Origin of the sequence: Pseudoalteromonas sp. P1-9 (genome assembly GCF_001399975.1) — a bacterium.
In the GTDB taxonomy this organism is placed as follows: Bacteria; Pseudomonadota; Gammaproteobacteria; order Enterobacterales; family Alteromonadaceae; genus Pseudoalteromonas.
The window spans coordinates 1-15,305 of record NZ_LKBD01000038.1 but is presented as its reverse complement, the minus strand read 5'-3'; the positions used below and the strand labels follow the sequence as shown (position 1 = coordinate 15,305).

Genomic DNA, 15,305 nt, shown 5'->3' with positions numbered 1-15,305 from the left:
ATTTATGTAAATAAAAAAGCCTTATCAGCAAAGTTGATAAGGCTTGGTAAGTACATATGAAATTATGATTATTACAGCTTTTTAATGTTATCCCCGCTGTCACGGTCGATTAGCTTCACAAATGGGTCAACACCGGCGAACTTTGGTAACTCTTTTACTTTTAGTTCGATAATGTTTTCACCTGATTTGATATTGTGCTTTTGTAAGTAAAGTACGGTGTTATCCGCTGATAAATCCTCAGGGTCTGCACTGAATAAACCAATATCGACTTTATCGCTAAACTCCACTTCCGTTTCTTTACCTTTACTGTCTGCACGATTCAACTTGGCATCAATGGTTAACGTTACTGTGTATAAACCGTTTTCATCTTGCTGATCAGCAACTGCAACTTCTGTTGTTTTTAAGTCGTATAAGCTGATGTGCTCAAACAAGTTACTTACAAACTGCTTTTCACTGTCATTTGCGTCTTGTGAAATGTATGCCATTAAATCAAGCGTTGTTGGGTAAGGCGTACTTTGATACTTAAATTCCGCTAAGAAATCTGCCAGCGCTTTATTTAAACGCTCTTCACCAAGACGGTCTTTTAATGACATCATTACCACAGAACCTTTACGGTAGTGAATGTATTGCTGGTTTTCACTGCGCATAAATGGCATTTCTTCAAGTGCTTCGGTTGTACGGCCACGTAAATAGCGATCAAGCTCGTATTTTAAGAATTTACGGATTTTCTCTGCACCATACTTCTTCTCCATTACCATTAACGCGCTGTATTGCGATAAGGCTTCAGAGATAATCGCACTGCCTTGTACATTTGCCGCGCCTACTTGGTGCCCCCACCATTGGTGAGCCACTTCGTGTGCTGTTACATAGTAAACAGGGTCAATGTTTTCAGGGTCGCGTAAGTCAGTAATAAAACCAATTTCTTCTGAATACGGCACCGTATTGGCAAAGCTCTGTGCAAATGAGCGGTAACCTGGGAACTCAATAATGCGCATTTGTTTATGCTGGTACGGGCCAAACGCTTCGGTGAAGTAATCAATTGAATCCTTTACTGACTCAATCATACGATCCACATTCATATCATGCGTTTTATGATAGTAGACCTCGATGTCAATCCCGTTATAGTTTTCCTTTTTCGCCTCTAAACGCGCAGACATGATTGAGTAGAAATTCACCATTGGCGCATCCATTTGGTAATGGAAAATACGGCGGCCATTCTCTACGCGTTCTTCGGTTAAATAACCCGGCGCAATTGCAAACTGATCTTCCGACGTTGAAATAGTCGCTTCAAAGTCAATAAAGCCTGTACCTTTACCAAAGAAGCTTTCATTGTAGTAACGGTCGTCTTCTAACTTATTGGCACGCTCTAATGGCTCTAAACCATGTTTGCGACGCTTATGGCGGTCAACAATTTGGTAGCCCTCGTAGTAGCCGAAGTGGGGTAACAAATCACCGTTGTTAATAAAGGTACCATTATTAAGCAACGTAAAGTCCTCATTACCCGCTCTAAAGCCTGTATGTTCACGCACTACGCTTAACTTACCGCTACGCGTTTCACCTGGCTGTAATGGCTTATCAAAAGTAAACCAAGCAAGGCTATAGGTTTTATCTAGTTCACCTAACGCGCCACCCGCTAACTCTACTGAGTACTGTTCGGTATAACGCGGTTTATGCACCATAAACTTTTCAATCGCCGTGTCGCCCACATTGGTAAATTCAATATTGGCGATTGCTTCGATTTTGCGTGCTTCAGGGAAAATATCCGCGTTGATATTTACCTTAGTAATCACTGGAATATTATCTTCTTTGTGCTGAACATACGCTTTTTCATAATTAGCTTGTTCAAGCTCAAAATCATCTTGCTCTTGATACACATGCAATACGCGAGTGTTCTGGTAAATGTAACTACCAGTAGCAATAAAGATAATTAAACCTGCTGCAACTGTCGCTTTACCATAAACACCTAAATAATAAGGTACGAGTTTGATGCGTGCTTTTAAAGGCTGTTCAGGGCCACGATGCCAAAGAGCATAGCTTAAAGCACCTAAAACTAAACTTGCACCTAACCAATACAACATAAACCAGTTATGTGCAGTTAAGAAGTGACCATATTGGTTAATATCTGAATAAGGCACACTTGGCGCATCGGCAAATTGCCACATAGGGTGACTAAAGCCAAAGTTAGAAAGTACTAACGTACCTATGATGTACACCATAAACAAAAGCATACCGACATATTTGTTAGGGCTAATTACTTGAAGGAAGAATGCCATAACCACTGTCATCATCAGTGGCATAAGGTTGATATAACCTAAACGGAATGCATACTGTGATAATTCAAAGTTGGTGTAACCTTTAAGTGCTTGGTTAGCGACTGTAACAAACGTACCAAAGCTATAAAGCAGTACAAAAACAAGTGCTATTGCGATGAATTTAGATAACCAAAAGGTAATGTTGTTTACAGGCATACTATCAATGATATCGCCCATACCTGAGTTGCGTTCACGCCAAACAACTTCTGCACTGTAGTAAGCTAAAATCACCAGCATTAATAAACCAGTAGAGCCTGCCACTAATTGCACCATGGTTTGCGTGAGTGGCCAATTAGGCGTGCCAAACATGCCCTGAGGGTCGAATAGAGGCGCCATTAACATAAAGCAGGTGATTAGACCTAAAATCAAAAACGGCGCGCTGAAAATCACTTGTTTAACTTCAAAAAACGTACGTGTTTTAAGATGTGCAAGTGTATTTATACGCGGGCTATTTTTAATGTTAATTCGGTTTGCAAGTGCTGATGTGAAACTGTCATTTACAGCTGACTTTTCAGCTTTTTTTGCTTTTACTTTAGTTAGAGTTAAACCGCGTTTAAAGCCGCCAAACAGCGCCAAAATAGCAATCGCTGCCACCAGCCAAATTGCTCGGTTTTGCAGTAGTACACCGCTTAACTCTATTGCAGAGTTATTCTTCTCATGCATGGTCCAGTAACGAGTTACTTCAGCAAAGGCACTGTAACCAAACGGGTCAATCAATGCTGCTAATTCGCGATACGCAGGTTCACCGGCAAATTGCACTGCCACGTTATAACCAATAAAAAGTGCCACAGCACTTAAATACACACCCATCATTGAGCGAAAGCGAATAGCAATCGCGTAAAAAATACACGCAAGCACTAATAATGTAGGTACTGATAAGTAAAAGAATGCAGTGAAATAATGGCTTAATACCGTAGGCCCTAAACGTTCAACATCAACCCATCCTGCTGCTGCACCCAGTGTGGTACCCAGAAAAATACCCAGCGGCACAAACGCAAATACAGTTAATACCACGGCAAACGAGCCAAAAAAGCGCCCTAGCTGATAACTCACTGGATTAATTGGCTTGGAATATAAAATCTCCGCCATTTTAGAGCTTTCATTACGGGTTGCTGTACTTGCAACAAAGTTCACCACCAAAAAGATGGCAAAAAAACCCAATATTAGAAGTGTTTGCGCGATCGAGAATGGGCCGTTATAAACCACATTACCGCCACCGCCAATTTGCACATTTTCAGATACAGTCGCAAAAAACGTCAGCAGAAAGAAAATACTGCTCGTAACAATAAACGAAGGTTGTCGAGTAAAGTAGCGCCACTCGAAGGCGAGCATTTTTAAAAACATATCGCCTCCTTACGCTGCATTTCGGTGTTGTAGTAGCGTTGAGAAATATACATCTTCTAAGTTAGCTGGCGCTGCATCAAACCCTTCTGGTTGGTTTTCAGCCATTACGTGCACAATGGTTTTACCAGCAAATAATCGCTTAGAAATAAGTGGCATAGAAGATTCAATTTCTTGTGCTTCATTAAGCGATACCGATTTTTTCCAAATTTGGCCATTTAGCTGATCGGTAAGCGCTATTGGGTTGCCTTCGAGTAAAATTTGACCCGATGCTAACACTGCCATATTCGGGCAAAGCTCAGATACATCCTCTACGATGTGAGTTGATAAAATGATAGCTTTTTCTTCACCTAAGCTTACTAATAAGTTGTGAAAACGGTTTCGCTCTTCAGGGTCAAGGCCCGCAGTTGGCTCATCCACAATAATTAAATCAGGATCGCCTAACAGTGCCTGTGCAATACCAAAACGCTGGCGCATACCACCAGAAAAACCGCTTACCGCTTTTTTACGATGCTGAAATAAATTAGTGTGCGCCAATAAACCTTCAACAGCTTCCTTACGTTCACCTTTACTTTCTAAGCCTTTTAAAATCGCCATATGATCAAGTAATTCATACGCGCTAATACGTGGATACACACCAAAATCTTGTGGTAGATAACCTAGGCGTTTACGTAAACTTTGCGGATCATTGAATACATCAATACCATCAAAGGTAATTTGACCAGCATCTGCCGTTTGTAATGTTGCAATCGTGCGCATCAATGATGATTTACCTGCACCATTTGGCCCTAATAAACCAAACATGCCTTTTGGCACTTCAAGATTTACATTATTCAGTGCTTTCACACCGTTGTCATACGTTTTTGATAACCCTGTTATTGATAACATTTGCGTTCTCTTTTTTGTTTATTGCCAATATTTCATCGGTCAGTCTAAGTAAAGTGAACGCAATATAACCACGTAAAAATGATTAAAGGTTAAATTCGGTGATTAACGGGTTATTAACAAAAAAGCCATCATTCAAACTAATCAGCGGCTGTACACTTAATAACGGGCGTATTGTGTAAAAGGGATGAGCTTATGCAACTTACAGCTGCAATGCAGTCCATAGAGGCAATGATTAACAAAAAAAGCCCCTAATCTAAATGATCAGCGGCTTTGCACATAATAGTGGGCGTATTATGTATAAGGGATAAACTTATGCTACTTGCTGCGTGCCATCAGCATGGCGAATTAAATAATCAAATGCGCCTAAACTTGCTGTTGCTCCACTGCCCATAGCAATAATAATTTGTTTGAATGGTGTGGTTGTTGCATCACCCGCAGCGTATACACCAGGCATTGATGTAGCGCCTTTATCATCAATAACAATCTCGCCAAATGGGGTTAATTCGATACTGCCTTTTAAAAACTCAGTGTTTGGAATTAAACCAATTTGAACAAAAATACCCGCAAGTGAAAGGCTATTCTCGTCGCCAGAGACACGATCCGTATAATTTAGGCCAGTTACTCGTGTGCCATCACCGATAACTTCAGTGGTTTGCGCATTTTTAATAATCTCAATATTACCTAAGCTGTTGGCCTTTTTGATCAGCACTTCATCGGCACGTAAAGTGTCGGCAAACTCCAATACGGTGACATGCTCAACAATATTAGCTAAATCGATAGCAGCCTCTATGCCTGAGTTACCGCCACCAATTACTGCCACTTTTTTGCCTTTAAATAACGGGCCGTCACAGTGCGGACAGTAAGCAACGCCTTTACCACGATATTCTTGCTCGCCCGGTACATTCATTTCACGCCAGCGTGCACCCGTTGCCAAAATCACACTTTTACTCGAGAGCATAGCGCCACTTTCCAGTGCGACTTCTACGTTGCCTGACTTACCTAAAGTAACGGCTTTTTGTTGGGTAATAATATCAACATCATAGTCTTTAACATGTTCTTCAAGTTGTGCCACCAACTTAGGCCCTTCAGTTTTTTGCACCGAAATAAAGTTTTCAATACCAACCGTATCTGCCACTTGGCCACCAAAGCGTTCAGCCACAATACCCGTTTTTAAGCCTTTACGCGCTGCGTAAATTGCTGCTGAAGCACCTGCAGGCCCACCACCGACTACAAGTACATCAAACTCATTTTTTTGTGACAGTAGCTCGGCTGTTTTTTCTGCTGCGCTATCATCGAGCTTATTGATAATGTCACTGAGTGTAAGTGCACCTTGGCTAAATAGCTCACCATTTAAATACACGCTTGGTACTGCCAAAATGTTGCGCTCTGATACTTCACCTTGGAACAGTGCGCCATCGATCATTGTTACCGTAACATTCGAATTTAAAGCTGCAATTGTATTAAGCGCTTGTACGACTCCCGGGCATGTTTGGCAACTCAGTGAAATATACACTTCAAAGTTAAGTGCACTTTGCAAACCCTTAATTTGTTCAATTTCCAGCTCACTTGCTTTGGTAGCAACACCACCTGTATGCATCAGTGCCAAAATTAAGCTTGTAAATTCGTGGCCCATTGGCACACCTGCAAAATTAATTTCGGTGCCTCTTTTCGGTGAACGAATTGAAAGCATTGGTTTGCGTGCAATTGAATCGTCTTCACGAATCAAAAAGTGCTCACTTAACGCTAAAAGATCATGTGCTAAGGCTTTTACTTCCTGTGATTTATCACTGTCATCTAAGGCAATGACCAGCTCTACAGGGTCGACAATACTGCTAAAATGGCTCTGTAATTGTGTTTTGATATTGTTATCTAAAATACTGTTCATGATGATCATTCCTTAAATGACATTAATCGGTAAACCAAATTGCTGCCTGCTCGAACAGGCAGCAAGGTAAGAAGTGTTAGATTTTGCCAACTAGATCTAATGAAGGAGCAAGTGTTTCATCACCTGGCTGCCATTTAGCAGGACAAACTTCACCATCATGTGATGCAACATACTGTGCAGCTTGAATTTTACGAACAAGTTCGCCTGCGTCACGGCCAATACCTAAATCGTGAGTTTCAATCACTTTAATCTCACCTTCAGGGTTAATAACAAATGTGCCGCGTAGTGCTAGGCCGTCTTCTTCGATCATTACACCAAAGTTGCGTGTAATACGGCCAGTTGGGTCACCGATCATTGGGAACTGGATTTTCTTAATTGTGTCTGACGTATCGTGCCACGCTTTGTGTGTAAAGTGTGTGTCAGTTGATACTGAGTACACTTCAACACCCATTTCTTGTAACTTGCTGTAGTGATCCGCTAAGTCGCCAAGTTCGGTTGGGCAAACAAAGGTAAAGTCGGCTGGGTAGAAGAATACAACCGCCCATTTACCTAAAACGTCTTTTTCAGAAACTTCAACAAACTCACCATTGTGGTATGCCATTGCGTTGAAAGGTTGGATAGTTGTATTGATTAACGATGTGCTCATAATATTTCTCTCTCTATAATGTAATTAGTCATCGAAAAAATTAATTAATGCTTTCCGATTGGCTTGATATATAGATTAAGAAATTCAGTTAAAAAGATAAAACAGATTAATTTGATTACTGTAATCGATTTTTAAGAACATCATAAAGTGATCGATTTTAATCTGCTAATTAATGACTTTCATTAGCACTATCATCACACTTAATTTTTTGCTCGCCATAAAAGTAGATATTATTTACTAAGGTATAAGAACCCGATAACAGACCAGATACCGGAATGATTATGGGAGACAGTACAAACCCAGACACGCTGTAAAAAGTATTAGTTGCTTTCGCAACATCAACCACTTTTAGTGTTTTCTTATCACTAGAAAGCTCACAGCGCAATTTTGCAACACCGGTTGCTTCTTTATCTGTAACAGGAAACACTACACAAGCAGAAAGCAACGAAAGTAATATTAAAAGTAGTATCGTTCTCATAGTCGACTCCATGATTTATAAGATTTTTTACTATAGCGAATGTAACCTAATGTGACTGTAAGTATCTGTAATAAAAAATTGATGGTTAACTATTTTTCACATTGACCACCAATAACACTTAAAAATATTTGCACCTAAGTGATACCAAGGATATAACAAAAATAAAAAGGGAAAAATTATGCAAGATCATCAATCAGTACCACTCACAGACTTTATAGAATACCCTCAGGAAGAGATGTTACATCGGGCACTAACCTTTTTAGATACCAGTAAACGTCGCCATTCTATTCGTTCGTTTTCAAATAAGCCTGTACCAAAAGAAATAATTGAAACCTGTATAAAAGTTGCTGCAACCGCACCAAGTGGTGCAAATCATCAACCATGGCATTTTGTGGCAATCAACAGCATGGATGTTAAAAAGAAAATAAGAGAAGCTGCCGAAGATTTAGAACGCTCGTTCTATGAGGGTCGTGCGGGTGAAGAATGGCTCGATGCACTAAAACCTCTTGGCACTGACGACCAAAAACCTTATTTAGAACATGCCCCTTGGCTAATTGCCATATTTAGCCAGAAGAAAGGCGGTATTCATGCTGAAGACAAGAACACCAATTACTATGTGCATGAAAGTGTGGGGATTGCCACTGGGTTTCTAATTCAGGCTTTGCACCATAGCGGTTTAGTTACACTCACCCATACCCCAAAACCCATGAGTTTTTTAACCGATATTTGTGGCAGAAATAAAGATAATGAGCGACCCTATATGCTAATTATTGCAGGATACCCAGCCGAAAACGCAACGGTTCCTGAGCATGCGCTAGTGAAAAAAGACATTACTGAGGTTTCAAGCTTTTTATAATGAAAATACAACCAGGAAAATACCAGCACTTTAAAGGTAACTTTTACCAAGTCATTGACACTGTTACTCATAGCGAAACACAAGAAACGCTTGTATTGTATAAACCACTCTATGGCGAGCAGGCGCTGTGGGTAAGACCAATTGAAATGTTTGTAGAAGAAATAGAGCGCGACGGCAAAGTGTTTAAACGTTTTACCTTGGTAGAATAAGAGCCCTAGTGGCATAAAGACAAAATAAAAAACGCTGCAATTGCAGCGTTTTTTTATTTAAAGCTAGTTAGTGAATAAATCAAAAATATTGCCTAAGGTGCTTGTCTTTCCTCGGTAAAACTCAGTGTAAGTACAGTTTTTACATACTACCGCGGTAAACTTCCTATTTTGCATATCAAAGATTTTTGACCAGCCACTGCCTGTTGTGGCTATTTCGTCGGTGTCGTAGCTTTCGCACTGACACTTAGGGCAAGACCAATTCGCCATACACCCTCCTATTTATTATTTCTTTTTACCATCCATAGACCATAAAATGCTTTGGTCTGCACCCATTACGGTTGTAGGCATTTGACCGTTCCACTGCTGTGCACGCATATAATCAACAAGTGTCGCATTTGCTTTAATTGCTTCAGCTTTCTTTTGAATAGCTTGCGCTTCTGCAAGACCTTTAAGCTTTATTGCCTCAGCTTGTGCTTCTGCTTCTACGCGAATCGAATATGCTTGACCATCGGCTTTTGCTTTTGCCGCATCACGTTGCGCCATTGCGGTGTTTACTTCTCGCTGAGCTTCAAGCTTTTGACGCTCTAAACGGTGCATTTCTGCTGCCGCTAGATTTTTCTCAGTCTGTTTAGTTTCAATTGATTGAATGTACTTTTGCGGTAACACTAAATTCTCTAACTGAGCCGAGTCTAGTTTTACTGGGTACTCTTTCATTTCTTCAACTAAAAGCTCTTCAATCTGTGCAATTACCTGCGAGCGATTCTGAATTAGCTCTTCTGCTTTATATCGCGCCAGTGCATCTTTTGTCGCAGAGCGCAGCTTTGGATCGAGAATTCGACTTTCAAACTGACTTAAACCACCGTAACTTTTGAATAGATCAAATGCTTGTTCGCGCATTACCGTCCAGTTGATTGACACTTCAGCTGTTACTGGCATTTGCTCGTGTGTTGATGCATTTAATTTTTCAACATTTTTGCGAGTACGGATCTCCAGTACCTCAACATCATCAACAAATGGTATTTTAGTATGTAGACCTGGGTTTACTTGTTCTTTTGCTTCACCAAAACGTTTGATAATACCAACGTGACCTTCATCAACCGTGTACATCGCTGAATAAATCAGTGATAAACCGACAACACCAACAATCGCACCTACGATTGCTCCTTTTTTCTTTGGTACCGCCATTGTTAAATCTGGTAAATCATTTTTATCATTCAACATACTTGTTACTCCAATGTATTAAGTGACACAAACAGTAACAAATAATTACCTCAATTGGGCAAATAAATGATTTTAGGTCTAACGCCATGCCAAACGGAGTTAGATACTTTTAAAAGGCAAGTAACTCAATTTAACTAAATTTAATCGCTTTTAGCTTCATTTGTAAGACTCGAATAAAATAGCTTAGTAACGCGTTCTTCGGGCAACCAATTGGAATAAGTGAGATTTAAACTCGCAAGTGGTTTAAGCGCCAAAACTTGCTCTAGACTTTTGCCATCCGCCATAGCATTTAGCATAAGTTCTCTCGCTTGCTTTAAAAGAGCTAAGTAAGACTGCAAACCTTGTTTAGAGGTTACCGGACCATGTCCAGGAATAACTTTAGTTGTATCGCTTATTTTGCCTAACGTGCTGGTAACAGCATTAATTACGCCATCTAGCGAACCACCACTTTCCACATCGACAAACGGTAAGCTATTTAAATTAAAGAAGATATCACCCATGTGTACTGCATTGGCTTTGTTATAGAAAATAACCGCATCGCCATCGGTATGTGCATTGTGATAATGCCATAGCTGCGCGTGCTCGTTGTTAAAGTGCAGTGTCATATCTTTACCAAAGCTAATTACGGGTAAGTATTTTGAGCCTTCACCATGTTTGTCTTTTAAGCGTTTGTATACATTGTGATGCGCAATTACATGGCTTCCCGCATTAGCAAAATTCTCATTACCGCCGGTATGATCGCCGTGATGGTGAGTATTAATAACAAACTCTGGCGCTCCATCTTGTAACTTGCTAATCTGCGCCTTAATGCCATCGCTTAATTTAGCAAACTGATCGTCTACAATATAAATACCATCCTGCCCGCTGCTGATGGCAATATTGCCACCTTGCCCGTATAGCACATGTAAATTATCTGACAGCTTTTCAAGCTTAAACTCTACGTTTGAGGCAACAACTGGCAAGCTTAGACAACCCAGTGAAAACAGCAGTGGTAACGTTAATTTATTCATAACAAGGCCTTTTTGTTTTTATGCTACTACGAGTTTTAGCAACTTATGGTTTAAAAAAACAGCAAAAATAATTCTTGACGAAATTGATTACAACTGTAATTCTTATGTTAGTTTTAATTACACGTGTAATTTTATGGATATTAGTAATTCTGAATTTGAAGTGCTGCAAGCACTATGGCGAGTTCATCCAGCCGACGCGCAAACGGTTGTTGATGAACTAAATAAAGAAAAAGAGTGGCACGAAAAAACCGTCAAAACCCTGCTTGGCAGAATGGTAAAAAAAGGCGCAATTAGTTTTGAAAAAAATGGCCGCAGCTATATTTACTCTCCGGTGTTGGAAATTGAAGCATATCAAGTACAAGAAAGTGAAAGCCTGATTGAACGTTTATTCAATGGCCGCATTGCGCCATTGGTTACAGGCTTTGCCAAAAATAAAAACTTAAGTAAGCAAGATATCGATGAGCTAAAGCATTTGATCGATAAATGGGAAAAGAATAATGATTGATTGGCTAATAGAGCAGCTTTGGCCGTTAAGCTTAGCCATTGTCTGCGTATTGCTGTGTAGTAAGTTACTCCACAGTTTTTTAAGCGCTAAGTTTCAATATATCTTGTGGCTGTTAGTTCCACTTGTGCTCATCTTAAATAACTTACCTATTTCTAATAGTTTATCGTTAGAAACTGAGTTGCATCACTATGTAGTGTCAGTAAAAGCGCAATCTAAGTCATTAGATATTTATGGCTTTGTTAGCATGATTTGGCTACTTGGGTTTAGCTTAATGGCTTTTCTCGTCATCTACGAACACATTTCAATTGGTAAAAAGTTTAATAAAAATAAGCAATTTAGCCATAAAATAAACAGCCATTTACCAGTTTACTATAGCGACTCAGTGAATAGCCCGGTGCTTTTTGGCTTACTCAAACAGCGCCTTTTTATCCCCCGTGATTTTCATGCAAGTTACGATACCGAGCAAGCAAAACTCATTTATCAACATGAATGGGTTCACTTCACGCGCCAAGACAACTGGAGCAATGCATTTGCCATCGCATTACTACTTATATTTTGGTTTAACCCTCTTTGCTGGATCGGTTACAGCCAATACAGAAAACAACAAGAAGTTGCCTGTGATGCTGCAGTATTAGCTCACGCAAACAGAACACAGCGAATAGCATATTGTCGCGCTTTAATTGCATGTGTTTCTGACAATCATAACTCACTTTCTAGTTACAGTTACTACATGGAGAAAAGTACGATGAAACAACGTTTAAACACAATTCAAAAAATGCCAAAAGGCAATGTTATTGTAAATGTATTACTTAGCTTAGTACTATTTGCAGGGCTCACTAGTGTAGCCTTTGCTAAATACGGCGAAGGCACTAAAGAATACAGCAAAGAAGAAGCACAACCTATTGTACGCATTGAACCTGTATATCCTAAACAGGCGGCAGATAAGGGGATTGAAGGCTCGATTGTATTAGGTTTTACGGTGACCAATAACGGTGAGACAGACAATGTGACAGTTATCTCAGCAGAGCCACAAGGGGTGTTTGACAGAGAAGCCAAAAAAGCATTGAGAAAGTGGCGTTATAAGCCTACCGGTAACACTAACAAGCAATACCTAGTTCAGTTAGATTTCGCATTGACGGAAGAATACAAATCGAAAGATTTACTTGAGCGCATTAAAGTGACATCACATTAATTCCCAAGAACTATTGCTTTGTAGCAGAAGCGATTGTTAAAAGGGCATCATATGATGCCCTTTTTTACGTTCACCTTTTCTCAAAGTCGATGCGATGCACTATTTCACCTGGTAACAAAGGCGTATTCTTTTGTTCAACATAGTCATTGTAACCTGCCCGATAATAAGGTGATAAAGGATGGCCGCTTTGGCCGCCAGGCAGAGTTAAAATCGCTTTTTGCTCTAATCCTGGTTGCACAAATAAGCGCTGTGATGCGCCAAAACTAGTCCCTTGTACAGCTGGCATAAAACTGTCGCCAAATGCTGGTGTTTTAGGCATATCAAGCAACTTACTTAACAGTGGGATCTGTTCACTAAACGGGTGCTGTATATTAAGTGCGTTTACAGCTCCCCATGTTAATTGAGTTAAAGATCCACTATCGCTTCCAGTGTGCTTATTGAGCAAATCGCTTTTCATATTGATATATGTTGTGCTCAGTAATTCTGGCCACGAGGCAACACTTGGCGGCAACCATTGATCGGTAAAACTATTTATTAATTGCCACGTTGCAGGTTCGAGATCGTTCTTAATTGGTGCTAATGTTAGCCCCTCTGCTCTTAATTGTGTTTCAATTGAGGAAAACAGTTTATTTATCAACGCCGAGCGATATCGTCTGACCAAGGTGTAGCCTACAGAATTTGCACACGCACATTCGCCCCAATTTTCAACTAACTTGATGTCTTGTGCATACTTCTCAGGCGATAAGTTAAGTACCTTAAGTAATAGCGATTGCCACGGTTTCAAAAATATCGCTTGGTTATCAAGTTGAATTTGATAAAAGTCGTGTTCACTAAATTGTTCCCTTTCGAATAAACGCTGCTGTATTTGTTTAGCACGAGCACCTACAGCGTACCCTCCGTTGCCAAAGCGCTTATCTTGTTCAACGCTCACTACTCTGCTATTTCCGCTCCATAAACGATTATTCTCTGGATTTACCATAAAAGGAACGTCTACTGCATCGTATTGCCAATTGGTATCAAATACTTCAGGCTTAATTGCAATTTCAGTTGGCGTTGTGCGTGCAGGAATAGCGCCGGTTGCTTGCCATGCTGCATTACCTTGGCTATCGGTGACTAACATGTTCTGTACAGGTATACCGATCGTTTTTGCAATCGATAATGCCTCTTCAACATTGGTCGCGCGCTCTAAGTTCATTAACTCCATGTCGACTGCGTAATCTTGATGAGCAACCCATTTCAGCGCATATTTCTTGCCGGCGATATGTTTTACCGGACCAAATTCACTTTTTTCAAGCGAATACATATAATCTTTATCTGGCGTGACTATACGCTCATGAATTGTCTTCGTCTCTTGTGTTTCATCCAGTGCAATCCAATCTGCTGTATCGATATATGCATTTGTAAATCCCCAAGCAACATGACCATTTGTCCCAACAACAACAGCTGGAGCTCCAGGTAAGCTAACCCCTGTTATTCGATAGCTCTTATCATTTTCAATGTAGTTAAGCTGGGTGCGATACCAAATAATCGGCACCGCTAACCCTAAATGCATGTCATCAGCTAATAATGCATTGCCAGATTCAGTTAACCTGCCAGTAACAGCCCAGTTATTACTGCCAATATCTTTAGGCTCATGAATTTCATGCGTTACATTAGTAAAAAATGATTTATTAATCGATGGAATTGCATGCTCAACCAATTCAAACTCTGAACCATCAAGCGCAGCTTGATATTGACTTGGTTGGGTTAAGAAGCTAACCATTTCGCTACCAAATTGTTCAGCAATATAAGTAAGAGTTAAATCGCGATTAAACGTTTTTGATTGTAAATCGAGATACATGCTGAAAATAACAAGCAAGCTGTCTTCAGGTAGCCATGGTTTGCGGCTTGCACCTGTTAATAAGTATTCAAAGCTTGAGTAAGGTGTATGGCTTTGCGCTAAATTAACACCTTGCGCATAACGTTTAAGAATTTCCGTATGCTCTGGTGGTAGACTTTTAAGAATTTCTTTACTTCGCTTTCTAAATTGATGAAAGCGCATTTTTTTGTCCAACCCTACCGCTACTTTGCCAAATAACTCCGAAAGTTCACCAGCAGCGTTGCGACGCAGTAAGTCCATTTGAAAGAAACGATCTTGTCCATGCGCGTAGCCTAATGTAAACGCAGCATCTTTTCGTGATTTAGCATTGATCACAGCGTGCCCTAATGCATCGCGTTCCAGAGAAGTGTTACTTGATATATCAGAAACCTGCGTTTTACCCGATAACTCCGGTAAACTCAAAGTGAGTATGCCATATACAGTTGCTGTGGCGATTAATGCACCAATAATGAAGAGTAATGAAAGCCATTTTATTATTTTTGTCATTTGCTTCCCTTTTTTAGCAGGACTTATTTTGTGTAACTAGGCAGTCAATTTTATAATCGCATAGTTATATGTTGTCCAGTTTAACACTCAACAAATAGTTAGCCAGCTTAAATCAGATTAAAAAAACAGCAAAATTACTATACAAAAGACAGAAAATATTACTATACTGTTTAGCGTATACTGATTTTCATCTTTCCATTGTCTGATCTGCAAAAAGCTGGTTTTCTCCTCCAGCTTTTTTCTTGCCCAAAGAATAATAAACGTTAAGCCTGAAAGGCCTATACCTCTAACGATTAATAAAGACGATGTTAAACCACTAGAACAATTAACGTCGATTGGTTTTGATATCGACCCACAAACCCGCCATATGATGAAAGGGCTGATTAATATGAATAAT

General features: G+C 40.0%; 13 protein-coding genes and 1 pseudogene. 5 read left to right on the top strand and 9 right to left on the bottom strand.

Annotated features, from left to right (window positions below; genetic code table 11):
- Positions 1–71 precede the first annotated feature (71 nt).
- The 5 genes from AN214_RS17965 to AN214_RS17945 all read right to left on the bottom strand — a co-directional run bounded on the left by AN214_RS17965 (position 72) and on the right by AN214_RS17945 (position 7,550).
- A complete protein-coding gene (locus AN214_RS17965) occupies positions 72–3,656 on the bottom strand; it encodes a M1 family aminopeptidase (RefSeq protein ID WP_054980983.1) in 3,585 nt (1,194 codons plus the stop codon).
- A gap of 9 nt (positions 3,657–3,665) precedes the next feature.
- Entirely contained in the window at positions 3,666–4,541 is an 876-nt protein-coding gene (locus tag AN214_RS17960; protein ID WP_054980982.1) for an ABC transporter ATP-binding protein, read from the bottom strand.
- 310 nt (positions 4,542–4,851) lie between these two features.
- Positions 4,852–6,417, bottom strand: coding sequence for an alkyl hydroperoxide reductase subunit F (ahpF, locus tag AN214_RS17955; protein ID WP_054981000.1), 1,566 nt, complete (start codon positions 6,415–6,417; stop codon positions 4,852–4,854).
- An 85-nt stretch (positions 6,418–6,502) separates the two neighbouring features.
- A complete protein-coding gene (gene ahpC, locus AN214_RS17950) occupies positions 6,503–7,072 on the bottom strand; it encodes an alkyl hydroperoxide reductase subunit C (protein ID WP_038638889.1) in 570 nt (189 codons plus the stop codon).
- 169 nt (positions 7,073–7,241) lie between these two features.
- Entirely contained in the window at positions 7,242–7,550 is a 309-nt protein-coding gene (locus AN214_RS17945; RefSeq protein WP_054980981.1) for a hypothetical protein, read from the bottom strand.
- Between the two features lie 178 nt (positions 7,551–7,728).
- Here AN214_RS17945 and AN214_RS17940 point away from each other — a divergent pair, with 178 nt between their 5' ends.
- Both AN214_RS17940 and AN214_RS17935 read left to right on the top strand, forming a co-directional pair.
- The gene (locus AN214_RS17940; protein ID WP_054980980.1) at positions 7,729–8,406 is read left to right on the top strand and encodes a nitroreductase family protein; all 678 of its coding nucleotides are present in this window, start codon (positions 7,729–7,731) and stop codon (positions 8,404–8,406) included.
- Positions 8,406–8,615, top strand: a complete 210-nt coding sequence (locus AN214_RS17935) for a DUF1653 domain-containing protein (protein ID WP_010562249.1) — start codon at positions 8,406–8,408, stop codon at positions 8,613–8,615. The genes AN214_RS17940 and AN214_RS17935 overlap by 1 nt, the downstream gene beginning before the upstream one ends.
- 63 nt (positions 8,616–8,678) lie before the next feature.
- Here the strand turns inward: AN214_RS17935 and AN214_RS17930 are convergent, their stop codons facing one another.
- The 3 genes from AN214_RS17930 to AN214_RS17920 all read right to left on the bottom strand — a co-directional run bounded on the left by AN214_RS17930 (position 8,679) and on the right by AN214_RS17920 (position 10,846).
- On the bottom strand, positions 8,679–8,882 hold the full coding sequence (locus AN214_RS17930; protein ID WP_010562248.1) for a zinc ribbon domain-containing protein: 204 nt from the start codon (positions 8,880–8,882) through the stop codon (positions 8,679–8,681).
- A 15-nt stretch (positions 8,883–8,897) separates the two neighbouring features.
- A complete protein-coding gene (locus AN214_RS17925) occupies positions 8,898–9,836 on the bottom strand; it encodes an SPFH domain-containing protein (RefSeq protein ID WP_054980979.1) in 939 nt (312 codons plus the stop codon).
- 140 nt (positions 9,837–9,976) lie between these two features.
- Complete coding sequence (locus AN214_RS17920; RefSeq protein ID WP_054980978.1) at positions 9,977–10,846, bottom strand: MBL fold metallo-hydrolase; 870 nt, start codon at positions 10,844–10,846, stop codon at positions 9,977–9,979.
- Between the two features lie 133 nt (positions 10,847–10,979).
- On the opposite strand from AN214_RS17920, the gene AN214_RS17915 reads away from it, so the two are divergent.
- Both AN214_RS17915 and AN214_RS17910 read left to right on the top strand, forming a co-directional pair.
- Positions 10,980–11,351: a BlaI/MecI/CopY family transcriptional regulator gene (locus AN214_RS17915; protein ID WP_054980977.1), complete on the top strand. Its 372-nt coding sequence runs from the start codon at positions 10,980–10,982 to the stop codon at positions 11,349–11,351.
- Positions 11,344–12,543, top strand: coding sequence for a TonB family protein (locus AN214_RS17910; protein ID WP_054980976.1), 1,200 nt, complete (start codon positions 11,344–11,346; stop codon positions 12,541–12,543). Before AN214_RS17915 ends, AN214_RS17910 begins: the two co-directional genes overlap by 8 nt.
- A 70-nt stretch (positions 12,544–12,613) precedes the next feature.
- Here AN214_RS17910 and AN214_RS17905 read toward each other — a convergent pair whose 3' ends face one another.
- On the bottom strand, positions 12,614–14,908 hold the full coding sequence (locus AN214_RS17905) for a penicillin acylase family protein (protein WP_054980975.1): 2,295 nt from the start codon (positions 14,906–14,908) through the stop codon (positions 12,614–12,616).
- Between the two features lie 298 nt (positions 14,909–15,206).
- Here AN214_RS17905 and AN214_RS23065 point away from each other — a divergent pair.
- Positions 15,207–15,305, top strand: a pseudogene (locus AN214_RS23065) (chemotaxis protein); the annotation flags it as partial.

Coding starts and splice junctions, on each gene's coding strand:
- AN214_RS17965 (WP_054980983.1), bottom strand. CDS start 3,656: ATGTTTTTAAAAATGCTCGCCTTCGAGTGGCGCTACTTTACTCGACAA.
- AN214_RS17960 (WP_054980982.1), bottom strand. CDS start 4,541: ATGTTATCAATAACAGGGTTATCAAAAACGTATGACAACGGTGTGAAA.
- ahpC (WP_038638889.1), bottom strand. CDS start 7,072: ATGAGCACATCGTTAATCAATACAACTATCCAACCTTTCAACGCAATG.
- AN214_RS17945 (WP_054980981.1), bottom strand. CDS start 7,550: ATGAGAACGATACTACTTTTAATATTACTTTCGTTGCTTTCTGCTTGT.
- AN214_RS17940 (WP_054980980.1), top strand. CDS start 7,729: ATGCAAGATCATCAATCAGTACCACTCACAGACTTTATAGAATACCCT.
- AN214_RS17935 (WP_010562249.1), top strand. CDS start 8,406: ATGAAAATACAACCAGGAAAATACCAGCACTTTAAAGGTAACTTTTAC.
- AN214_RS17930 (WP_010562248.1), bottom strand. CDS start 8,882: ATGGCGAATTGGTCTTGCCCTAAGTGTCAGTGCGAAAGCTACGACACC.
- AN214_RS17925 (WP_054980979.1), bottom strand. CDS start 9,836: ATGTTGAATGATAAAAATGATTTACCAGATTTAACAATGGCGGTACCA.
- AN214_RS17920 (WP_054980978.1), bottom strand. CDS start 10,846: ATGAATAAATTAACGTTACCACTGCTGTTTTCACTGGGTTGTCTAAGC.
- AN214_RS17915 (WP_054980977.1), top strand. CDS start 10,980: ATGGATATTAGTAATTCTGAATTTGAAGTGCTGCAAGCACTATGGCGA.
- AN214_RS17910 (WP_054980976.1), top strand. CDS start 11,344: ATGATTGATTGGCTAATAGAGCAGCTTTGGCCGTTAAGCTTAGCCATT.
- AN214_RS17905 (WP_054980975.1), bottom strand. CDS start 14,908: ATGACAAAAATAATAAAATGGCTTTCATTACTCTTCATTATTGGTGCA.